Annotated in this window: 20 protein-coding genes; 11 read left to right on the top strand and 9 right to left on the bottom strand. The window is 69.5% G+C overall.

Annotated features, from left to right (window positions below; all coding sequences use genetic code 11):
- Window positions 1–145 precede the first annotated feature (145 nt).
- From CBM2588_RS20015 to CBM2588_RS20030, 4 genes are all read left to right on the top strand, one after another.
- On the top strand, window positions 146–3361 hold the full coding sequence (locus CBM2588_RS20015) for a bifunctional diguanylate cyclase/phosphodiesterase (RefSeq protein WP_115682141.1): 3216 nt from the start codon (window positions 146–148) through the stop codon (window positions 3359–3361).
- Between the two features lie 132 nt (window positions 3362–3493).
- A complete protein-coding gene (locus CBM2588_RS20020) occupies window positions 3494–4588 on the top strand; it encodes a putative 2-aminoethylphosphonate ABC transporter ATP-binding protein (protein WP_115683666.1) in 1095 nt (364 codons plus the stop codon).
- Window positions 4585–6321, top strand: a complete 1737-nt coding sequence (locus tag CBM2588_RS20025) for a putative 2-aminoethylphosphonate ABC transporter permease subunit (protein WP_115682142.1) — start codon at window positions 4585–4587, stop codon at window positions 6319–6321. Before CBM2588_RS20020 ends, CBM2588_RS20025 begins: the two co-directional genes overlap by 4 nt.
- A 66-nt stretch (window positions 6322–6387) precedes the next feature.
- Window positions 6388–7422, top strand: a complete 1035-nt coding sequence (locus CBM2588_RS20030; RefSeq protein WP_115682143.1) for a putative 2-aminoethylphosphonate ABC transporter substrate-binding protein — start codon at window positions 6388–6390, stop codon at window positions 7420–7422.
- Between the two features lie 91 nt (window positions 7423–7513).
- Here the strand turns inward: CBM2588_RS20030 and CBM2588_RS20035 are convergent, their stop codons facing one another.
- Window positions 7514–7837, bottom strand: coding sequence for a PadR family transcriptional regulator (locus tag CBM2588_RS20035; protein WP_115682144.1), 324 nt, complete (start codon window positions 7835–7837; stop codon window positions 7514–7516).
- 505 nt (window positions 7838–8342) lie between these two features.
- Between CBM2588_RS20035 and CBM2588_RS20040 the strand changes: the two genes are divergently transcribed.
- Both CBM2588_RS20040 and CBM2588_RS20045 read left to right on the top strand, forming a co-directional pair.
- Complete coding sequence (locus CBM2588_RS20040; RefSeq protein ID WP_115682145.1) at window positions 8343–9272, top strand: DMT family transporter; 930 nt, start codon at window positions 8343–8345, stop codon at window positions 9270–9272.
- Between the two features lie 91 nt (window positions 9273–9363).
- On the top strand, window positions 9364–9693 hold the full coding sequence (locus CBM2588_RS20045) for a helix-turn-helix domain-containing protein (RefSeq protein ID WP_115682146.1): 330 nt from the start codon (window positions 9364–9366) through the stop codon (window positions 9691–9693).
- A gap of 14 nt (window positions 9694–9707) precedes the next feature.
- On the opposite strand, the gene CBM2588_RS20050 is transcribed toward CBM2588_RS20045, so the two are convergent.
- The 4 genes from CBM2588_RS20050 to CBM2588_RS20065 all read right to left on the bottom strand — a co-directional run bounded on the left by CBM2588_RS20050 (window position 9708) and on the right by CBM2588_RS20065 (window position 13634).
- The gene (locus tag CBM2588_RS20050) at window positions 9708–9965 is read right to left on the bottom strand and encodes a hypothetical protein (protein WP_062804044.1); all 258 of its coding nucleotides are present in this window, start codon (window positions 9963–9965) and stop codon (window positions 9708–9710) included.
- A 37-nt stretch (window positions 9966–10002) separates the two neighbouring features.
- Window positions 10003–10491 carry a ferric iron uptake transcriptional regulator gene (gene fur, locus CBM2588_RS20055; protein ID WP_115682147.1) on the bottom strand — a complete coding sequence of 163 codons (489 nt, stop codon included), beginning with the start codon at window positions 10489–10491 and terminating at the stop codon, window positions 10003–10005.
- A 508-nt stretch (window positions 10492–10999) separates the two neighbouring features.
- On the bottom strand, window positions 11000–12607 hold the full coding sequence (ggt, locus tag CBM2588_RS20060) for a gamma-glutamyltransferase (protein ID WP_116380999.1): 1608 nt from the start codon (window positions 12605–12607) through the stop codon (window positions 11000–11002).
- 43 nt (window positions 12608–12650) lie between these two features.
- Window positions 12651–13634, bottom strand: coding sequence for a Bug family tripartite tricarboxylate transporter substrate binding protein (locus tag CBM2588_RS20065; protein ID WP_115682149.1), 984 nt, complete (start codon window positions 13632–13634; stop codon window positions 12651–12653).
- A 121-nt stretch (window positions 13635–13755) separates the two neighbouring features.
- Between CBM2588_RS20065 and CBM2588_RS20070 the strand changes: the two genes are divergently transcribed.
- From CBM2588_RS20070 to CBM2588_RS20080, 3 genes are all read left to right on the top strand, one after another.
- Window positions 13756–14721: a LysR family transcriptional regulator gene (locus CBM2588_RS20070; protein ID WP_231942216.1), complete on the top strand. Its 966-nt coding sequence runs from the start codon at window positions 13756–13758 to the stop codon at window positions 14719–14721.
- Window positions 14722–14930: 209 nt separating this feature from the next.
- Window positions 14931–15281, top strand: coding sequence for a hydroxyquinol 1,2-dioxygenase (locus tag CBM2588_RS20075; protein WP_115682150.1), 351 nt, complete (start codon window positions 14931–14933; stop codon window positions 15279–15281).
- 63 nt (window positions 15282–15344) lie between these two features.
- Entirely contained in the window at window positions 15345–15764 is a 420-nt protein-coding gene (locus tag CBM2588_RS20080) for an organic hydroperoxide resistance protein (RefSeq protein ID WP_115683668.1), read from the top strand.
- Window positions 15765–15853: 89 nt separating this feature from the next.
- Here CBM2588_RS20080 and CBM2588_RS20085 read toward each other — a convergent pair whose 3' ends face one another.
- Window positions 15854–16564 (bottom strand): SDR family NAD(P)-dependent oxidoreductase, encoded by a 711-nt coding sequence (locus tag CBM2588_RS20085; RefSeq protein ID WP_115682151.1) that lies wholly within the window; start codon window positions 16562–16564, stop codon window positions 15854–15856.
- A gap of 230 nt (window positions 16565–16794) precedes the next feature.
- Here CBM2588_RS20085 and CBM2588_RS20090 point away from each other — a divergent pair, with 230 nt between their 5' ends.
- A complete protein-coding gene (locus CBM2588_RS20090; RefSeq protein ID WP_115682152.1) occupies window positions 16795–17706 on the top strand; it encodes a LysR family transcriptional regulator in 912 nt (303 codons plus the stop codon).
- Between the two features lie 8 nt (window positions 17707–17714).
- On the opposite strand, the gene CBM2588_RS20095 is transcribed toward CBM2588_RS20090, so the two are convergent.
- The 3 genes from CBM2588_RS20095 to CBM2588_RS20105 form a co-directional block, all read right to left on the bottom strand.
- The gene (locus CBM2588_RS20095; protein ID WP_115682153.1) at window positions 17715–18179 is read right to left on the bottom strand and encodes a RidA family protein; all 465 of its coding nucleotides are present in this window, start codon (window positions 18177–18179) and stop codon (window positions 17715–17717) included.
- 146 nt (window positions 18180–18325) lie between these two features.
- Window positions 18326–19075, bottom strand: a complete 750-nt coding sequence (locus CBM2588_RS20100; protein ID WP_115682154.1) for a creatininase family protein — start codon at window positions 19073–19075, stop codon at window positions 18326–18328.
- A gap of 50 nt (window positions 19076–19125) precedes the next feature.
- Window positions 19126–20412, bottom strand: coding sequence for an MFS transporter (locus CBM2588_RS20105; protein WP_115682155.1), 1287 nt, complete (start codon window positions 20410–20412; stop codon window positions 19126–19128).
- Between the two features lie 235 nt (window positions 20413–20647).
- Here CBM2588_RS20105 and CBM2588_RS20110 point away from each other — a divergent pair, with 235 nt between their 5' ends.
- Window positions 20648–21565 carry a LysR family transcriptional regulator gene (locus CBM2588_RS20110; protein WP_115682156.1) on the top strand — a complete coding sequence of 306 codons (918 nt, stop codon included), beginning with the start codon at window positions 20648–20650 and terminating at the stop codon, window positions 21563–21565.
- The last annotated feature ends 146 nt before the right edge of the window (window positions 21566–21711 follow it).

The raw sequence follows: 21711 nt of genomic DNA on the forward strand, positions 1-21711 counted from the left end.
TCCCCCGCGCTCGTGTCCATGCCGCGGCGGGGCTGTGCGCGCTGCCGGCGCCACGGTATAGTCCCCCGCTAAGGCGAAGGCCGGCCGCGTGGCGGCAAGCCTGCGCAGGGGCGGTGCCCCTGCCGCATGCCGGAACCCACCGACCATGAGACTGACTTCGCTTTCCCCCGCCCTGTTGTCATTGCTGGTCGCGGCCGGCGGCGCGCTGCTGACGGCGGGGGCATGGCTGCAGGCCGACCGGCTCGAGCGCCGCGCCGCCCAGCAGCACTTCGACGCGCTGCTGGCGCAAGCGGGCAGCGCGCTGCGCGAGCGCATGCTGGAGAACGAACGGCTGCTGCGCGGCGTGGCCGCGGTGATGACCGCCAATCCCGGCACCTCGCGCGCGCAATGGCGCAACTACCTCTATACCGCGCAGCGCGACGACCTGCCGGCCGGCACCCAGGCCATCGGCTATGCGCCGCTCGCCACGCCACGGCAGGTGCCGCAACTGGTGCAGGCCGCCCGCGCCGACGGCCTTGCCGATTTCAGCGTCCATCCCGCCGGCGCGCGCGAGCTGTACGCGCCCATCCTCTACATCGATCCGCTGGACGGGCGCAGCATGCGCATCGCCGGTTTCGACATGCTGTCCGAGCCCACCCGCTTGGCCGCGCTCGAAGCCGCGCGCGACAGCGGCGAGCCGCGCCTGAGCGCCGGCCTGGATCCGATCGGCGAAGTCGCAGCCACGGGGGCCGTGGCGCGCCAGCGTGGCGCGCTGGTGTTCCTGCCGGTCTATGGCGGCGGTGCTGCGGTCGGCACGGTGGCGCAGCGGCGCGAAGCCGTGCTGGGCTACGTCTACCTGTCGCTGCGTTTGGGCGACCTGATGCGCGCGGTCGGCGCCTCGGCGTCGAACGAGCTCGAGTTGTCGCTGTACGAGGGCGGCCCCGCTGCTGCCGGCGCGCTGCTGTCGGGCGGCCCCACCGAGGGCGAGCTGCGCGAGGACGGCAGCGCGCCGTTGCTGCGGGGCGAGCGCCAGTTCCAGTACGGTGGCCGCAGCTGGACGCTGCGCGCCGCTACCCGTCCGGCCTTCGAAGCCGCGCATGGCCCGCGGCCCGCGTTGCTGCTGCCGGCCGCGGGTGCGCTGGCGACGCTGCTGCTGGCCTGGCTGACCCATGCGCTGGCGCGCCAGGGCCGCGCCGCGCGCCAGCGCGAGGCGCGGGCCGTGCACGCCTGGGAGGACGACAGCGCCATGCTGCAGGCCTGCCTGGCGCAGTCCGCCGACGGCTTCGTCGTGACCGATGCGCACGGCGTGGTGGTGCGCGCCAGCGGGCGCGCCGGGCAATTGCTGGGCACCGATGCCGGGCGCCTGGCCGGACGCAGCCTGGACGCGCTGATTCCCGGCGCGGCCGGCGTGGTGCCCGCCGACGCCGCGGCGGGTTCCGCGATCCACCGCGAACTGGCCGGCGTGCGTGCCGACGGCGACAGCTTTGCGCTGCGCGTCAGCGTCGCGCCCCTGCCCGCCGGCGATGGCGCCGCGCCGCACTGGCTGTGGGCGGTCACCGACCTTGCGCCCGAGCGGCGCGCGCAGGACGCCGCCGCGGTGCAGGCGGCGCGCTATGCCGGCCTGCTCGACCATGCCGCCTTCTGCGTCATCACCTTCGACGAGCATGGGATGATCACCGGCATCAACGCGGCCGGCCAGCGCATGCTGTGGTACAGCAGCGCCGAACTGGTCGGCCACATGCCCATGACCGGCCTGCATGTCGCCACCGAACTGGCCGACCACGCGCGCGCGCTGAGCGCCGAGCTGGGCGCGCCGGTGCCGCCGGGACTGCCCGCGCTGCTGGCCAAGCCGCGGCTGGGGCTGACCGATGAACGCGAATGGACCTGGGTGCGCAAGGGCGGCTCGCGCATGCCGGTGCGGCTGGCGGTATCCGCGTTGCCGGCGCCCGCCTCGCCGGTGAGTTCAGGCGCCGTGCCGGCGCCCGGCTACCAGGCGATCGGCCATGACCTGACCGAGCGCCTGCGCGTGGACGAATACATCCGCCACCTGGCACTGCACGATCCGCTGACCGGCCTGCCCAACCGCGCCGAGCTGAGCGAGCGCGCCCAGGCCTTGCTGCTGCACGCGCGCACCCGCGGCGAGCGCGTCGCGCTGCTGCTGCTCGACCTGGACCACTTCAAGCGCATCAACGATTCGCTCGGACACCCGGTGGGCGACGACGTGCTGCGCACCATGGCCGACCGCATCAAGGGCACGGTGCGCCAGGGCGACCTGGTGGCGCGCATGGGCGGCGACGAGTTCGGCGTGGTGCTGGCCGGCCTGCGCCACGACAGCGAAGCCGAGCTGATCGCCGCCAAGATCCAGGCGCGCGTCAATGAAGAACTGCTGGCCGGCGGCCAGCGGCTGCGCGTGACGCCGTCGATCGGCATGGCGGTGTTCCCCGACGACGGCGACACGCTGATCGAACTGCTCAAGTCCGCCGACTCCGCCGTCTACGCCGCCAAGCAGAGCGGGCGCGCGCAGCTGTGCCGCTTCGCCAGCGCCATGGCCGAGGCCTCGCTGACGCGCTTCACCATCGAAGGCCTGCTGCGGCGGGCGCTGGCCGGCAACGAATTCCGGCTGCGCTACCAGCCGATCGTCGATACCGCCACGCTGGCCATCCCCGCGGTCGAGGCGCTGATCACCTGGGAGACCGCCGAGCGCGGCGCAATGCAGCCGGCCGAGTTCATCCCCATTGCCGAACAGAGCGGCCTGGTGGTGCCGCTGGGCGAATGGGCCCTGGCCACCGCCTGCCGCGAGATCCAGGCCTTGCGCGAGGAGCTGGGCCGCGAGCTCGAGGTGGCGGTCAATATCTCGCCGCTGCAGCTGCGCCAGGCCGACTTCCCCGACACCGTGGCGCGCTGCCTGCAGCAGGCCGGCCTGCCGCCGCAGGGGCTGGTGATCGAGGTCACCGAGGGCATCCTGGTCGATGGCGGCGAGACCACCATCGAAACCTTCCGCCGCCTGCGCGAACTGGGCGTGGGGCTGTCGATCGACGACTTCGGCACCGGCTACTCGGGGCTCAATTACCTGACCCGCCTGCCGATCAGCCGGCTCAAGATCGACAAGTCCTTCGTCGACGGCGTGGACACACCCGGCCATGACCAGGCCGTGGCCGCGGCCATCATCGCGCTGGGGCACCAGCTGCATCTCAAGGTGATCGCCGAAGGGGTGGAGACCCCGGCGCAGTTTGCCTTCCTGCGCGCGCAGGGATGCGACGGGCTGCAGGGCTTCCTGTTCAGCCAGGGCGTGCCGCAGCAGGCGCTGCGCGATGTGCTGCGCAAGCCCCTGCCGGTGCCGGACACGGATATGTCCATCGCCTCCCCACCGCAGCAGGCCTGACTCGCGCACCGCGCTGCGCATCCCAAATCCCCCGATACCTCCATCGAAAACCTTTGCCGATCTGCCATATGGTTGGCATCTGCGCTGCCTATGCTGGCGGCCAATTCGATCGAGATGCAGGGAGATTCGGTGATGCAGGCAGGCAAGCCAACGCAGGGCAGGGCATTCCTGGCCGTGGAGCAGGTCAGCAAGCGCTTCGGCAGTTTCGTCGCTCTGGATGGCGTGTCGCTGTCGGTGGGGCAGGGCGAGCTGCTGTGCCTGCTGGGCCCGTCCGGCTGCGGCAAGACCACGCTGCTGCGCATCATCGCCGGCCTGGAGCGCGAGGACGCCGGCCGCATCCACGCCGGCGCGCGCGAACTGACCGGGCTGCCGCCGCAGGCGCGCGACTACGGCATCCTGTTCCAGTCCTACGCGCTGTTCCCCAACCTGACCGTGGCGCAGAACGTTGCCTACGGCCTGCACGGGCGCGGCATGGGACGCGCGCACCGCGACGCGCGCGTGGCCGAGATGCTCGACCTGGTCGGCCTGGCCGGCAGCGAACGCAAGTTTCCGGGGCAGCTTTCCGGCGGCCAGCAGCAGCGGGTAGCGATGGCCCGCGCGCTGGCGCCGGCGCCGTCGCTGCTGTTGCTGGATGAGCCGATGTCGGCGCTCGACGCGCGCGTGCGCGAGCACCTGCGCGTGGAGCTGCGCCAGCTGCAGCGCCGCCTGAACATCACCACCGTGATGGTCACGCACGACCAGGAAGAGGCCATGACCATGGCCGACCGCATCGCCGTGATGGATGGCGGACGCATCGTGCAGGCGGGCACGCCCGCCGAGATCTACGAGCAGCCGGCGTCGGCCTTCGTCGCCGGCTTTGTCGGTCAGGCCAACTGGCTGCCCGGGCACGGCGCGCCGGCCGGGCGCTTCACCATCGGCGAGGGCAGCCAGGCGGTCGAGTTGCAGGTCGACGCACCGCAGCCGCTGGCGGGCGCCGGCCGGCTGTGCTGCCGCCCGGAGGCGGTGCGACTGGACCCGGACCCCGCCGAGCCCAACCGGCTGCTGGCGCGCGTGGTCGACCAGACCTACCTGGGCAACCGCTATCGTCTGGCGCTGGAAGCCGACCGCCTGCCCGGCCTGACGCTGTTTGCCGACGTGGCGCGCGAGGCGCGGCACCGGCTGCCGGAGGCGGGCGGCCACAAGTTCTGGATTGCCTTGCCGGCGCCGGCGCTGCGGGTGTTCGCATGACGCGCGCCGTCACCGCCGCCACGGTCGCACCTCCGGCGCAAGCACCGGCGTCCCATCGGCGCGGCACCGGCCTGGCCGCGCGGCTGGCGCACGGCGCGCCTGCCGCAATGAAGTGGCTGTGGCTGGCCGGGCTTGCCGTGGGCCTGCTGCTGCCGTTGCTGGCGCTGTTCCGCCAGGCCTGGTTCGATGGCGCGGGCCAGTGGGTGCTGGGCGCGCGCATGGCCGCGCTGGTATCCGGCCCCAACTTCCTGCCGATGCTGGGGCGCAGCGTGGCGGTGTCGCTGACGGTGGTGGCGCTGGTGGTGCCGCTGGCGTTCGGCTTTGCCTACGCGCTGCAGCGTTCCTGCATCGCGCTGCGGCCGCTGTGGCGCGGCATTGCGCTGCTGCCGCTGTTCGCCCCGTCGCTGCTGCCGGCGATCGCGCTGGTCTATCTGTTCGGCAACCAGGGCATCTTCCGCGACGTGTTCGGCCCGGGCGGCATCTACGGCTTCTGGGGCATCGTGCTGGGCGAGGCCTTCTACACCTTCCCGCATGCGCTGATGGTGCTGGTGGCGACGCTGTCGCTGGCCGATGCGCGCCTCTATGAAGCGGCACGCGCCATGGGCGCCGGCCCGTGGCGCACCTTCCGCACCGTGACGCTGCCGGGCGCGCGCCAGGGCCTGTTCGCCGCGGCGTGCCTGGTGCTGACGCTGGTGATCACGGACTTCGGCGTGCCCAAGGTGGTGGGCGGCGGCTACCCGGTGCTGGCGCTCGAGGCGTACAAGGCCGTGGTGGGGCAGCAGCAGTTCGACCGCGGCGCGCTGATCGGCATGCTGCTGCTGGCGCCCGCGCTGCTGACCTTTGCCGTCGACATGGCGCTGCAGCGGCGCCAGCGCACGCAGCTGGGCAGCCGCGCGCAGGTGTATGTGCCGGCGCCCGAGCGCGGCCGCGACAGCGCCTGCCTGCTGCTGGTGCTGGCCATCAGCGCCGCGCTGCTGGCGGTGGTCGCCACCGCGGTGGGAGCGTCGCTGGTCAAGCTGTGGCCGTACAACCTGAGCCTGACGCTGGCGCACTACGACTTCGACAACATGGATGGCGGCGGCTGGCTGGCCTACCGCAACAGCCTGAAGCTGTCGGTACTGACCGCGCTGGCCGGCACCGTGGCGATCTTCCTCGGTGCCTGGCTGACGCTGCGCACACGCGGACCCGCATGGCTGCATGGCGTGCTGCGCGCCGGCTTCCTGCTGCCGATGGCGGTGCCGGGCCTGGTGCTGGGGCTGGGCTATGTGTTTTTCTTCAATGCGCCCGGCAATCCGCTGCATGCGCTGTACGGGACCATGGCGCTGCTGGTGCTGTGCAATGTCGCGCACTGCTACACCACCGGCCACCTGACCGCGGCCGCGGCACTGCGCCAGCTCGACCACGAGTTCGAGGCCGCCGCGCTGTCGCTGGGCGTGGCGCCGCTGCTGACGTGCTGGCGCGTGACCGTGCCGGTGTGCCTGCCGGCGCTGCTCGACATCTTCCGCTACCTGTTCGTGTCGTCGATGACGACGGTGTCGGCGGTGATCTTCCTGTACAGCCCCGACACCGTGCTGGCCGCGATCTCGGTGCTGAACATGGACGATGCCGGCGATACCGCGCCCGCCGCGGCGATGTCGACGCTGATCCTGCTCACCGCCGTGCTGGCCGCGCTGTTGCTGCACGCGCTGTCGGCCGGCTGGCTGCGCCGCGCGCAACGCTGGCGCGCCGGCTGAAACTTCCGGCTTTGTCATCCCGCTGCGCTGCGCATTACACACTGACCGATTCCAAAGGAGGAAACCATGTCCCGCATCACCCGCCTTTCCGCGGCCATTGCAACCGTGGCCGCCGCCACGCTGCCGCTGCTGGCCGGCCACGCCGCCGCTGCCACCGTGCTGACCGTCTACACCGCGCTCGAAGCCGACCAGATCGCCGCCTACAAGGCCGCGTTCGAGAAGATGCATCCCGATATCGAGATCAAGTGGGTGCGCGACTCCACTGGCATCGTCACGGCCAAGCTGCTGGCGGAAAAGGCCGCACCGCGCGCCGACGCGGTGTGGGGCCTGGCCGGCTCCAGCCTGGCGATCCTGGACAAGGAAGGCATGCTCGAGCCGTACGCGCCGAAAAACCTGGCCGCGATCGATGCCAGGTACCGCAGCCCGGCCAACCCGCCGGCATGGGTCGGCATGGACGTGTGGGGCGCGGCGATCTGCTTCAACACGGTCGAGGCGCAGAAGCAGGGCCTGCCCAGGCCCACCTCGTGGGCCGACCTGACCAAGCCGGTCTATGCCGGCAAGGTGGTGATGCCGCATCCGGCCTCGTCGGGCACGGGCTTCCTCGACGTCAGCGCATGGCTGCAGATGATGGGCGAGCAGAAGGGCTGGCAGTACATGGACGCCCTGCACAAGAACATCGGCCTGTACACGCACTCGGGTTCCAAGCCGTGCAAGATGGCCGCGCAGGGCGAGTTCCCGATCGGCATCGCGTTCGAGTACCGCGCCATGAAGTCGAAGAAGGAAGGCGCGCCGATCGATATCGTGCTGCCCAGCGAAGGCCTGGGCTGGGACATCGAGGCCACCGCCATCGTCAAGGGCACCAGGCAGCTCGATGCGGCACGCAAGCTGGCCGACTTCTCGGCGTCGCGCGAGGCCATGGCGCTGTATGAAAAGAACTTCGCGGTGCTGGCCGTGCCTGGCATCGCCAAGCCCGACGCGCTGCTGCCGGCGGACTACGAGAAGCGCCTGATCAGGAACGACTTCCGCTGGGCCAGCGATAACCGCGACCGCATCCTGGCCGAATGGAGCAAGCGCTACGAAGGGAAGGCGGAGAAGAAGTAAGACGGTTGGGCCGGGTGCCGCTGCAGCGCCAAAGCTGCCCGCAGAAACGGGTACGCTGTCGGCGCCGCGGCCGCCCGTCCCGGCCCCCGTTTCAGGCCCGGCGTTGCGCGTCGTCGGTCGCGGGCAGGCCGGCGTGCAGGCGGCGGTAGAGTTCGTCGATGCGCTGGCGGCTGGCCTGCAGTTCTTCGCGGCCGCGTTCGGTCAGCAGGTAGACCCGGCCGATGCCGTCGCGCAGCACGCTTTCCAGGTAGCCTTCCATTTGCAGCGCCCGCAGCAGCGGACGCACCGAGCCGATATCGACCTGGAAGCCGTATTCCAGCAGCATGTCGGCCAGCATGGCCACGGTTGCGGGGACTTCCAGCGCGAATTGCAGGACGTAGACGCGGGCCAGCAGGCCCAGGAACTGTCGTTTCATGTGGATTGGCAACGCGGCTGACGCCGCGCCGGTTGACGCAGGATGCGGGCATTGGGATGCCGGCAGCGCCGCGGGACGGGGCCAATGGGGATGTCGCCGGCCGGTGCGCCGGGCAACGCGCATCTTACCGGAACAAAAAAAGAAGCCGCCAGGAGGCCTGGCGGCTTGTCGGGAATGCGTCGGAGGGGTCAATTAACTCTGGCGCAGACCAGATTTTAATTTAATCGAATGCGGATTGTCACGCGTCGGCGACGCGTCCCCTCCTGCGGGGGGAGCGGATGAAAGCTCCCGGTAAGGAAGTGACGTATTTGCGTGACATTGTGGCGTAAAAGGCTCTCAATTGTCGCGTAAATCCGCGAACGTGCCGCGCATCCCATGGCCCGGTAGGTGCTCCGCTCGGCGCCTGCCGGATCACAGGTCCGAATCCGGCTTGTGGGCGGCCCCGCACCGGCGTCCAATGCGGCATCCCTGATGCTGCCGGCGGGGGGCGCCCCTCGCCCGACCGATGAAACCCCTCGACCTGCTTCGCTTGCTGGCCCTGGCCGCCCTCTGGGGCGGCAGCTTCCTCTTCATCCGCATTGGCGCGCCGGTGCTGGGGCCGCTGCCGACGGCCTTCGTGCGCGTGCTGATCGGCGCGCTGACGCTGGCGGCGTGCCTGCCGCTACTGGGCCTGCGCTGGGACATGCAGGGCAAATGGCCGGCAGTGCTGGCGCTGGGCGTGGTCAACTCGGGCATTCCGTTCGCGATGTACGCCGTGGCGGCACTGTGGCTGCCGGCCGGTTACTCGGCGGTGTTCAACGCCATGACCCCGCTGATGGGCGTGGCGATCGGCGCGCTGGCCTTTGCGGAACCGCTGACGCGGGCGAAGGCCTTGGGGGTGGTGCTGGGCGTCGCGGGGGTGGGAGTGCTGACGCGTACCGGGCCGGTGGCCTTTTCCACGGAGGTCCTGCTGGGCGCGCTGGCTTGCCTGTTCGCCACGGCGTGCTACGGCCTGGCCGGCTTTCTCGCGCGGCGCTGGATCACGCAACGCGGCGGGCTGGACAGCCGGCTGGTCGCGGCCGGCAGCCTGGTCGGCGCGGGCGCCTTTCTGCTTCCCTTCTGCGTCGTGGCACTGTGGCGCCACAACACGCTGCCCGATGCCGGCGCCGGCGTGTGGGCGGCGATGGTCGGCCTCGGCACGCTGTGCACGGCACTGGCCTACATCCTGTATTACCGGCTGATCGCCGACCTGGGCCCGGTGCGCTCGCTGACCGTCACCTTCCTGATCCCGCCGTTCGGCATGGTCTGGGGCGCGCTGTTCCTGGGCGAGACGCTGTCGTGGGCGCATGCCGCCGGCGGCGCGCTGATCGGCATGGCGGTGTGGCTCGTGTTGCGGCCCGGGACGGCAGTACGGACCGGAACCCGACAGGCCCCCGGCGCTGCCGCCGAACGGTGAGCTGGGCCGCGTGAGGAGAAACTCATAATTTGGCCGGAAGGTGCTGACGGTACGATACGAATCGTGGAAATTCAGGAAGTGAAGAAACGGGATGAAGGTACCTACTAACATCCAGACGATCGTTGGGACGGACGGCAAGCCGGCCTTTGTCGTGATCCCGTACGAGGATTACCTCACGCAATTTGCCCAAGCCGCGGACCTGATCCCGCATGCCGTGGTCCGGCGCGTGCTAATCGATGACGTACCTTCGCTGCGCGCCTGGCGCGAACATCTTGGCCTGACGCAGGCGGAAGTCGCCGCCCGGCTCGGCATTTCGCAGCCTGCCTACGCGCAGCAGGAAAACAGCGAGCGGCTGCGCAAGACCTCGCGTGAGCGGATTGCCGCAGCGCTCGGCATCACGGCAGCACAGCTCGATATCTGACCGCGGCCGCCGGTTCAGGCCTGCGCCGCGGTGCCCACGTTGTACTGCTCGCGCACCATCATCACCACGCGGCGGGCCTGGCGCCAGTGGCGCACGGCGTCGGCTTCGCTGCGTTCGGGGAAATCGACCTCGGCGCTCCAGTTGCAGCCGGTGTGGTCAGGGCGGTGCACGCACACCGCGCGCAGCTGGCAGTCCTGGCAGCCAGGTTCCTGGCGCAGGCACAGGTTGATCAGGTGCTTCAGTTCGGACAGGGGTTTGGTCAGGCGCTCCATGGATGGCTCCGTCAGGCGCGCAACATGCGGCGGGGGATCAGGCGCTGGCCGGCAGTTCCGGCACGCGCGCTTCGTCGGCGGCGCCGGCGCGGCATTGCGGGCACACGCCATACAGCACCAGCATATGCTCGCGCAGCTCAAAGGCATTGTCGGCGGCGACCTGGCGCTGGCGCTGCTCGATGCGCTCGTCGCGGAACTCCTCCACGCGGCCGCACGCCACGCAGATCAGGTGGTCGTGGTGACCGCCTTCGTTCAGTTCAAATACGGCGTGATCCGACTCGAAGCTGTGGCGCAGCAGGATATCTGCCTGCACCAGCTGGTTGAGCACGCGATAGACCGTCGACAGCCCGGCATCCTCGTCCTGCGTCAGCAGGATGCGGTAGACATCTTCCGCGCTCAGGTGGCGCCTGGCGCTGGTGCGGAACACTTCGAGGATGCGCATCCGCGGCGACGTCGCCTTCAGGCCGGCGCGCTTGAGATGGATCGGGCTGGTGCTCTCGGATGACATGGCGGATGGCATAGGCATGCTGCGGCTGGCGCCCCGCAGTCAGGGCGGCGCCCGGCCTGGCGCCGCACGGGGCACGGCGTCGGTGGCTTGGCGGAATTTCAGGCGGGAAGCGCCAGGGCCGGCCGGGCGCTGGCGCCCTCGTCCCTGGCGGCGCGACGTGCCTGCACGGCGCGCGGAATAAAAAGGTGGCCTGGCTTGCCGCCGGAAGACGCGATCGGGAAAGCGGGGTCTGGTTGCTTTCCCGATCTTCCGGAGACTGGCTACTACCAAACGCTCCGCGTGACGGAGCGGTCCCCACAAAAGTCGGTATCGAAGGCCGCAGGGGCGGCATCCGGAAATCTGTCGTGCCTGCCAGCGCTGGGTGCCGACGCGTGCCGCGCGGTGCCAGCCTGGCCGGTCTGCCCGCGCCGTCCGGTGCTTGCTTCGGTGCACCGTGCGTCAGGCAGTGATCGAATAGTAAATGGGAATCGATCTCATTACAAGGAAAATTTTTCGGCAGGCGTGATTACCGTTCTGCGACACCCGCTCAGGCGATCGCCGTCTCCAGCGCCACCCCGTCGCGCCCCGGGTCCGCGCCGCCATCGAGCTCGCCGTTCACCAGCCGGATCGCGTGCACCCAGGCAATGGTGTAGTTGTACGGATTGCGAATCACCTCATAGCCTTGCGCTTCCAGTTCCGCGGTGAGATAGCGCGGAATCCGGTTGCAGACGTCGATGGCATTGCTGGTCGACGAGAAGCGTGGCGCCGACACGGCGGACTGCATCGCCATGCCGAAGTCCACCACGTTCAGGATGGCCTGCAGCACGCCCATCGCGATCTGGGTGCCGCCCGGTGCGCCAAGCACGATCTCCGGTTTGCCGTCGCGGAACACGATCGAAGGGCACGACGAGGTGAAGCGCCGCTTGCCCGGCGCGATGCTGCCCGCGCGGCCCGGGCGCGGATCGAACACGCCCATGCAGCCGTTGTGCAGGAAGCCGAGGCCCGGCGTCATGACCCCCGACGGCATCGCCAGCGAATGCGTCAGCGCAATGCAGTTGCCCTCGCCATCGACCACCGACAGATGCGTGGTATCGCGCGGCACCACATGGCCGGGATTGACGCGGGCAATGTCGATCCTGTCGCCGGCAACGATGCCCGCGGCGAGCTCGCGGGCATAGCCCTTGTCGAGCAGGCGCGCCAGCGGCACCTCGACAAAGGCCGGATCGCCGACGTGCAGATCCTTGTCGCGCGTGGCCGCCTTCATCGCCTCGCAGACAATGCGCAGGTATTCCGCGGTGTTGTGGCCGATCCGGGCCAGGTCGAAGCGCTCGAGGATGTTCAGCATCTCGATCAGCATCACGCCGCCGCCCGGCGGCTGGTTGGTGGTGATGGTGCGATCGCGATAGGTGCCGGCCAGCGGCGCGGTGCGCTCGACCCGGTAGCCCGCCAGGTCCGCGCGCGACAGCAGCCCGCCGTTGGCCTCCATGTCGGCGACGATGCGCCCGGCGATATCGTGCAGATAGAACGCGTCCGCGCCCTCGCGCGCGATCTGCTCGAGCGTGTCGCCGAAATCTGGATTGTGCAGCGGCGTGCCGATGGTCTTGGGCGAGCCGTCTTCACGGCAATAGAGGCGCCGGCCATCGGCGCTGTACGCCAGGCGTTCGCGGTTGCTGGCGCGGCCGAGCGTGCCCTCGTCGATCCAGAACGCATACATCCCCGGCCGCACGAAATAGCCCTGGCGCGCCCAGCGGATCGCCGGCGCGATGACTTCCCGCCACGGCAGCCTGCCGTAGCCGCGGTGAATCGCCTCCAGGCCGCGCAGCGTGCCCGGCGTGGCGACCGACTGGTAGCCGATGTCGTTGAGCCGGTCCTTGACGAAGAAGCCGAAGCCGTCGCGAGCCTCGCCTTCCAGCTTGTCGGCCCACATGTCCGGGGTGGCGCGCGCCGGCGCGGTGGCGTGGAAGTCGATGTACTCGTGCGCCTGGTGCGACGGCATATACACCGCGGCCGTGCCGAACCCGGCGATGCCGCACATCAGCGGATCGACCACGGCCTGGGCAAACGCGCAGGCGACCGCGGCGTCCGCCGCATTGCCGCCGGCCCGCAGGATTTCGATGCCTGCTTCCGCCGCCTCGGGCTGCGGGCAGACGACCATGCCTTTTTTCATTGTTACCTCGGGATCTGGTGTCGGGTGCGCTTCAGTTGGCGCGCAGGTTCAGGTCGCCGATGGCGTCCTTCCACTTGACCGTGTCGCGCGCGGTCAGCTCGGCCAGCTTGCCGACCGGGCCTGGCATCGGCGTGACCTGCATCGCGCGGAGCTTGTCGACCACCGTGGGATCCGAGAGGAATTTCTGCGTGGCCGCATGCATGCGCCGGATCGGTTCCGCGGGCGTGCCGGCCTTGGCGGCGATGCCCGACCAGCCGATGTCCTCGAAGCCCTTCAGCCCGATTTCCGGCGCTGCCGGCACGTCGGGCAGGTCCGGCACGCGTTTGGCGGCGAACACCACCAGCGGCACCAGCTTGCCGGCGCGAATCTGCGGCAAGGCGGTGCTGAGCACCGGCGCCATCACCTGCGTTTCACCCGAGACCGTGGCGATCACACCGTCGGGCTCGCCCTTGTAGGGGACGTGGGTCATGCGCAGGCCGCGCTGCTTGAGCAGCATCTCGACCACGAGGTGGGTCGAATTGCCAAGTCCCGACGAGGCGAAATTGATCGCACCGGGTTTGGCGCGCGCCGCTTCGCTGAGGTTGTCCAGCGTGCGCAGCCCGCTCTGCGGATTGGCCACCAGCACGAACGGCACGTTGGTCAGCGTCGCCACCGGTGTGAAATCCTTCTCGGGCGAGTAGGCCAGCGGCGCGTAGGCGAACTTGTTCAGCACCATCTGCGACACGCCCGCCAGGAACAGCGTGCAGCCGTCCGCCGGTTGCGCCAGCACCGACTTGGCGGCAATGACGCCGCCGGCGCCGGGCTTGTTCTCCACCACCACCGTGGTGCCGAGTTCCTTGCCCGCATGCTCGGCCCACATGCGCGCGATGGTGTCGGTGCTGCCGCCGGCTTGCTGGGATACCACCAGGCGGATGGGCCGGTTCGAGCCCGCCTCGCCGCAGCTCCAGGCGGGCAGAGCCAGGCCCAGGGCGATCGCCGCCACGGCCAGGTGCGAAACAACTGAGAGTTTCTTCATAGGTATAAAGCCTGAGAACAATGTGAGGAAGCTGAGAAGGCCCGGGAACTCCTGCGCATTATTGAATTGGCTTACCATGAGCGCCAGTGAATTGTTCCGATAGATATATGAGTAAAAACTCATGACTGATCCTGCGGATAGCGTGGCCTGGGCGCGCCGGCTGCGCATGCGGCATCTCGAATCCTTCCTGATCCTGCTGGACGCCGGGACGCTGTCCGCGGCGGCGCAGCGGCTGCACATGACGCAATCGGCGATGTCGCACTGGCTGGGCGAGATGGAAGCGCTAGCCGGCGCGCGGCTGCTGGTGCGCGGGCGGCGCCTGCAGCTCACGCCCGCCGGCGAGGCGGTGCGCAAGCTGGCGGTCCGCGTGCTGGGCGAGGTGTCGCGCGCACATGAAGAACTGGGCTCGATTGCCAAGGGCGCGGTGGCGCGGCTGCATGTGGGCAGCGTTTTTGCCGGCGTGGCGCACCTGGTGCCGCGCGCCATCGTCAGCTTCCAGCAGGCGCAGCCCAACGTGCAGATCGCGGTCACGGAAGGCGTCTTCAATACCTTGCTGGAGCGGCTCGAGCGGCGCGACTACGACGTCATCGTCGGCTCCATCGACGCGCGTGCCTATGGCTCCCACCTGGCGCACGAGGTGCTGTTCGAGGATGGCATCGGCGTGGTGGTGGCACGGCATCATCCGCTGGCCGGACGCCAGCGCATCGCCTGGCGCGATCTGTTCGATTTTCCGTGGGCGATGCCGCCGCGCGAAACGCTGATGCGGACCCGGCTCGACACCGTGCTGCTGGAACGCGGCGCTGCCGGGCTGCAGCCGCGCGTGGAAACCGGTTCCGTGCTGACGCTGGAGTCGGTGCTGCGCGGCACCGATTACATCGGGGTCTGTTCCGGCGCGATGGCGCGCCACCTCGAAGCGCTGGGTCTGCTGTGCGTGCTGCCGGTGGCCGACGCCGAATCGTTCGGGCCGGTGGGCGCGGTATGGCGCCAGGGCGGGGCGGGCGAGGTCGTGCACGCGTTTGTGCGCGCGCTGCGCGAGGAGGCAGGGCGCCTCGGCCTGGGTGCCGGGCAAGGCGCGGCAGCCAGTTAGCCGCGGCGACGGTCGCGCACCAAGCCGTCACTTTGTACCGCTTTGTATCCCGCCTCCGCTGCGACACGGCGGCTGACAAAGGCAGCCCGCATTGGCTACATGGCCGATACACCGGTCACCTTAAATACGTTCCGTGGCCGCGGCGTCGGATACCCCGAAAGCGAAAGCCGGCCCGCTCAACCCTCAACGTGTACTTAAGGAAGCCGATCATGACTACCCAAATCGCCCGCCGCTTTGTCCTCGCCCTCGCCCTCGCTGCCGCCGCTGCCGGCGCCCAGGCCGCCAGCTTCTCTGCCGCCGGCGCACGCGACCCGTTCACCGACGGTGCCCGCAGCGCGGTGGATGCCCGCGACCCGTACAGCGAGGGCGCGCGCTCGGTGCAGGAGCCGCGCAGCCCGTACAGCGATGGCGCCCGCAGCGTCGATCCGTTCAGCGACGGTGCGCGCAACGTCGATCCCTACACCGACGGCGCCCGCTCCGTGGCCGGGCTCGACCGCAGCGGCGTGTCGGCGGACCCGGCGCGCAGCGTCGATCCGTATCTCGACGGCGCCTACGCCTGAGCCGTGCGGGCCGGCGCGCCGGCCTGCTTCATCACCACCAACACCATCCAACAGGAACCAGACATGACCCGTATCGAGAAAGTGCTGTACACCGGCAAGGTCCATATCACCGCGGGCGGCCGCGACGGCGAGGCGCGCAGCGACGACGGCCGCCTGAACCTGCAGCTGTCCTCGCCAGGCTCGCGCGGCGCGGGCACCAACCCGGAGCAATTGCTGGCAGCGGGCTGGTCGGCGTGCTTTATCGGCGCGATCGGGCTGGCCGCCGGCAAGCGGCAGGTCAAGCTGCCGTCGGACCTGTCGGTCGACGCCGAGGTCGACCTGGGCACGGCGGGCGACGCCTACCTGCTGCAGGCCCGACTCCATGTCAGCATTCCCGGCATCGAGCGCGAGCTGGCGCAGGCACTGGTCGATACCGCGCACCAGACCTGCCCGTACTCCAAGGCGCTGGGCGGCAACATCCACGTCGAGACCCGGCTGGTCTGAAGCAAGGGGCTGCCTCATCGCGAGGCAGCCCCCATCCTGCATGTCATGACCGCGGCAGCCCTGGGCTGCCGCGGTCGCATGCCGCGTGGTCAATGGCCGGCGCTCTGCCCGCCGTCGACGTGCAGGATCTCGCCGGTCACGAACGGCGCAGAATCCAGGTACAGCACGGCGTCGACGATATCGCGCATCTCGCCCATATGGCCCATCGGGTGCAGCGCGCCCAGGGCCGCGTGGGTCTCGGCCGGGTGCATCGGCGACTTGATGATGCCGGGCGAGACGGCGTTGGCGCGGATGCCGGTGCGGGCGTATTCGATCGCCAGCGACCGGGTGGCCGCGTTCAGGCCGCCCTTGGTCAGTGACGCCAGTACCGATGGCACCCCGCTGAGGGCATGGTCGACCAGGCTGGTGGTGATGCTGACCACGTGGCCGCTGCGCTGTTTCTCCATCTCGGCGACGGCCAGCTGCGTGATATGGAAAAAGCCGGCCAGGTTGATGCCGGTGACCGCGGCGTAGTCCGCGCCGGTATAGCTGGTGAACGGCCTGGCGACGAAGATGCCGGCGTTGTTGACGAGCGTATCGATCCGGCCGAATCTGGCCACGCCCTCGGCGATGACGCGGCGCGCGGTGGCCGGGTCGGCCAGGTCTCCGGCGACGGCCAGCAGGTCTTGGTCTTCGGACGGCCGGATGCTGCGCGCCGTGGCGACGACGCGATCGCCGCGTTCGCGGAAGGCCTTGACCAGTTCCGCGCCGATGCCCTGCGATGCGCCTGTGATGACGACGACTTTCTGTGCTGCACTCATGTTTTCACCTCGATGTAGGTTGGTCCGGCTAGCGTGCCGATCGGGCCCGCGGCGCCGATGGGTTCCAATCTAGAGGCTCGGGTCGGGCTTTCGAAGGCACCGGCCGGACAAACAGTTATGCGCGGCGCGTACTAATGCACGGGCGCGTCAGTCGACTTCGTCGGGGCGCGAACCTATGATGGCGACTGCCCCGGATACCGGGCGAGGTCCGTCACCAGCAGGGGGAAGCCATGAAACGCCAATTCGATGACCTCCAGCTCGGCAGCATCGAACTGTTTTGCCTGGCCGCGGAACTGGGCAGCTTTACCGCGGCCGCGGTCGCCGCCGGCGTGACGCCGCCCGCAGTCAGCCGTACCGTGCAGCGATTGGAGGAGAGGCTGGGCGTGCGGCTGTTCGTGCGCACCACGCGGCAGATCCGCCTGACCGACGAAGGCCGCCTGTACTTCGAGCAGAGCCACGCCGCGCTGGCGCAGCTGGTCGATGCCGAGCGGCAGATCGGCGGCCAGCATGCGACGCCGGCCGGGCGGCTGCGCATCAGCCTGCCGACGCCGTATGCCCACTATCGCGTGTTGCCGGTGCTGCCGGCATTCCGGGCCCGGTACCCGGAGGTCCAGATCGACGTGCACATCAGCAACCGCAATGTGGATTTCGCCGATGACACCTATGACCTATGCGTCCGCGGACGCGCGCCGGACGACTCGAACCTGATCGCGCGCAAGCTCGAGGACGCCGAGCTAGTGGTGGTGGCGGCGCCCGCGTACCTGCGGCAGGCCGGCACGCCGCAAACGCCGGAAGATCTGCTGCGGCATGAGTGCATCCAGTTCGAGCGCCCCAGCAGCGGACGCAGGATTCCCTGGACCCTCCAGGTCGACGGCGCGGAAACCGATATCGTCACGACCGGCTCGTACACGGCGTCGGAGGATATCCTTGGCGGCGCCACGCTGGTGCGCGCCGGCGCCGGCCTGTTCCAGACCTATCGCTTCGTGGTGGAACAGGACCTGCGCGACGGCACGCTGGTGGAAGTGCTGCGCGACTACGGCGGCAGCGCGCGCCCGTTCGTGCTGCTATACCCGTCCGCGCGCCATGTCACGCGCCGGGTCCGGGTCTTCGTTGACTTCCTGCTCGAAAAATTCTCGGCGTAGCAGTCGGCTCATGCCGGCCGGACCTGGGCGATGACCACCAGGATCACGGCCGCGTTGCCCGGCTGCTGGAGGTGCGAAGAGATCGTGCGCGCGTGCCCGGCCTTGTCGCCCAGCACGTCGCGGAACAGGTCCGACGCCGCGTCGAGCACGGCCGGCTGCGCGAACCATCCGGGCGCGCTGGCAATGTGGCCGTCGACCCGCACGAGGTGATCGAGCCGCGCAAAGCCGCCCAGGTGCGCGTCGATCTGCGCCAGCACGTTGAGCGCGGCCAGTTCGGCGGCACGCCTGCCTTCGTCGACGCTCAGGTCCTTGCCGACCTGGCCCTGCCAGATCACCTTGCCGTCCTGCAGCGGCAGCTGCCCGGAAATGAACAGCAGGTCGCCGGCCTGGCTGACCGCGGTATAGCTGCCCAAAGGTTGAGGTGGTTGCGGCAGTGCCAGGCCGCGCGCAGCGAGTCGTTGCTGGACAGACATGGTGGCTCCCAATCCAAAGGTGTCATGGCTCACACGGCAGACTCTAGGGGCTCGCCGGCACGCGATAAAGCCATCGGCGGGAACAGGACTTGATACATGACGTAACCAGTCCCGGCCCGCAGCCCCCCATACGCCTGCCCGCGACCTCAGTCCGGCATCGGTTCGCGGCCGAACGCGTCCAGTTCCCGGACCAGGCTCTGCGCCGCCAGCCGGACCAGAGCAGCGCCTTTCTCGGCCGTTGCCAGTCCGGGGTCCGAGCCGATGCGGCCGTCCGGATAGCGCGCGCGGAAGTCCAGCGCCTCGCGTATCGGGCCGCTGGGCGCGATCCGTGGTGCATAGTCGGCATGCTTGCGCGCATCCGGAAAGGCCCACTGGGTGATCGCGATTTCGGAAGGCGTGGCGTGCGAGCCGTGGCCGGTCGGGAACTGGTCGCGCGCCAGCTCGCCCACGCCAGGCAGGTCCCACCAGTTGCACAGCTTCAGCGCAAAGCCGGCGCGGCGCCTGGCGAAGCTGGCTTCGGCGTAGAGCTCGGAGAAGGCCGCATCGATCGAGGCAACGTTGCCGCCATGGCCATTCAGGAACAGCAGCTTCTCGAAGCCATGTCCTGCCAGCGAGCGTACCCAGTCGCCGATCGCGGCGATGAAGGTCGACGGACGCAGCGAAATCGTCCCGGCGAACGCCAGGTGATGCTGCGCCATGCCGATATTGAAGGTCGGCGCCACCAGGATATCGGCCTGCTGCTCCGCCTCGCCGGCAATGATCTGCGGGCACAGCCAGTCGGTGCCGAGCAGACCGGTCGGCCCATGTTGTTCGTTCGAGCCGATGGGGATCACGATGGTACGGCTGCGGGCCAGGTATTGCTCGATCTCCGCCCAGGTTGAAAGATGAAGTTGCACGGGAACTCCTTGGTGAGTGATGGTCGGGATCACGGCGTCGCGATGCCGCATCAGCGGCGTGCGGGCAGCTTGTTGCACAGGATGATGACGGCCGCCAGCAGCGGCAACGCGGCCATCATCAGCATGCCGAGATGGAGGTTGCCGGTCGCGGTCTTGGTCCAGCCGATGGTGGCCGGTCCCCAGAAGCCGCCCGACAGGCCGATGGTGTTGATCAGCGCAATGCCGCCCGCCGCCGCCGGGCCCTGGATGTATTCGGCCGGCATGGCCCAGAACACGGTGTACGCCATCCACAGTCCCATGGTGGCGAGCGTCAGCAGCACCAGCGTCGCCACCAGGTTGCCGTCCGCCAGCACCGAGGCCGCCAGCAGCATGGCTGCCGCCAGTGCCGGCAGCGCGCAGTGCAGGCGCCGCTCGCCCGAGCGGTCGGACTTGCGGCCCATGTAGTACATGCCGAACGCCGCCGCCACGTAGGGGATGGCCGCATACCAGCCGAGCCGCACGGTATCGTCCACGCCCTGCGCCTTGATCATGGTCGGCAGCCAGAAGCTGATGGCGTAGATCGCCGCGATGATGCAGAAGTAGGCCAGCGCCAGCACATAGACGCGCGGGTCGCGGGCCACGGCGCCGAAGCCATGCTTGTGCGCGGCGACCGGCCCCAGTTCGGCTTCCAGCAGGCGCCGTTCGGCGTCGCTGAGCCAGTTCGCCTGCGCCGGGCGGTCCGGCACCAGCGACAGCGCCAGCATGCCGAGCAGCACGCAAGGCAGGCCCTCGACCAGGAACATCCATTGCCAGCCCGCCAGTCCGCCATAGCCCGCCAGCGCGGTCATCAGCCATGCCGACGCCGGCGCGCCGACGATCCCGCCGATCGGTCCCGCCAGGAACACGATGGCGATGGCGCGCGCCATGCGTTGCGGACCGTACCAGCACGACAGGTAATAGATCATGCCGGGCGCGAAGCCGGCCTCGAACACGCCGAGCAGGAAGCGCAACGCGTAGAACGTCGGCACGTCCCGCACGAACACCATGCAGGCCGAGGTAAGCCCCCACAGCACCAGGATCCGGCTGAAGGTCTTGCGGGCGCCGACCCGCGGCAGCATCAGGTTGCTCGGCAGTTCGAACAGCACATAGCCCACGAAGAAGATGCCGGCGCCCACGCCGTAGGCCGCGTCGGAAAAGCCCAGGTCGCTTTGCATCTGCAGCTTGGCAAAGCCGACGTTAACCCGGTCCAGGTAGGCGAACAGGTAGCACACCAGCAGGAAGGGCAACAGGCGCCAGTTGATCCGGCTGTAAAGGCTGGAAGCGCCGTCCATGGCGCCCGCGGTAGGGATGGCTAGCATGCTCGCTGTCTCCGGTGTGGTTGCGGCCCGGTGGGCTCGGTGGGGCTTGGTCGTGTCCCTCGTGTGCTGAATCGTGGCAGCCGCGGGCGGGCTGGCAAACAGCAACTCGGGCCACACTTCGTTCTGTTCCGGGCAACGCACCGGTCGAGGTGGCTCACGCTGCCCATGGCAAGCAAGGCGAGGCGCGTTCGGGTATCGTTACCGCTGCGGAAAAACGGCGGAACAGGCGTTCGACATGCGAGAGATCAATCAGCAGCGGCTGCGATACTTCCGTGAAGTGCTGGCGCACGGCACCATCCGCGGCGCGGCGGACAGCCTGAACACATCGCCCTCGGTGATCACGCGGCAGATCCGGCTGCTGGAGGAAGAGCTGGGCGCGCTGCTGTTCGAGCGCGAGCCACGCGGGCTTCGGCCCACCGCCGCGGCGGCGCACCTGGTGGAATTCTGGCGCGGCTACCGTTCGCACCAGGAGAAGCTGGAAGACCAGCTGCACGCGCTGCAGGGGTTGCAGCAAGGCGAGGTCAGGCTGGTCCTGAGCGAGGGCTACGTCGACCTGCTCGTCAACGAAGTGCTGGCGCGGTTCTGTGCGCGCTATCCGCGCCTGGATATCCGCATGGACATCCTTGCGGTCGATGGCGTGCTGGAGGAAGTGGCGGAAAGCCGCGCGCATATCGGCCTGGCCTACAATCCGCCGCCGCACCCGCGCATCGAGTATCGCGCGAGCGCGTCGCAGCCGGTGGTGCTGCTGGTCAGGCCCGACCACCCGCTGGCGCTGCGCGGCGGCGCGGCCAGTGTCGCCGACCTGCAGGCCTATCCGCTGGCCATGATGCCGGCATCGTTCGGCGTTGGCCATGCCTTGCGTATGGTCGAGTTCGCCGAGAACGTCTCGATCCGCGCGACGCTGGTCAGCAACTCACTGACCGCGCTGAAGCAGTTCGTCGCCTACGACCAGTACATGACGCTGATCGGCGAGTTCGCCGCGTATCGCGAGATCGCGGCGGGCACGCTGGCGGTGGTGCCTTTGGACCATCCCTTGTTTTCAGGCACCCAGGCCCGGCTGCTGGTGAAGGCCGGGCGGCCCCTGCCCGCGGCAGCGCTGGAACTGCTCGACCATATCGGCCGGCATATGTCGATGTTCGCGCACCGGCGCTAGCCGGGCCGCGGCTGCGGCGTCTTGCCGGCAGCGTACCGCCGCTCAGGCCAGCGTCTGCGCGACGATGGCCGCGGCGGCCAGGCTCGAGGTGCCGATGGCCAGCCAGCATCCGAGCAGCAGCGCGCCATGGGCGAGGCTTCGGCTTG

Origin of the sequence: Cupriavidus taiwanensis (genome assembly GCF_900250075.1) — a bacterium.
GTDB lineage: Bacteria > Pseudomonadota > Gammaproteobacteria > Burkholderiales > Burkholderiaceae > Cupriavidus > Cupriavidus taiwanensis_C.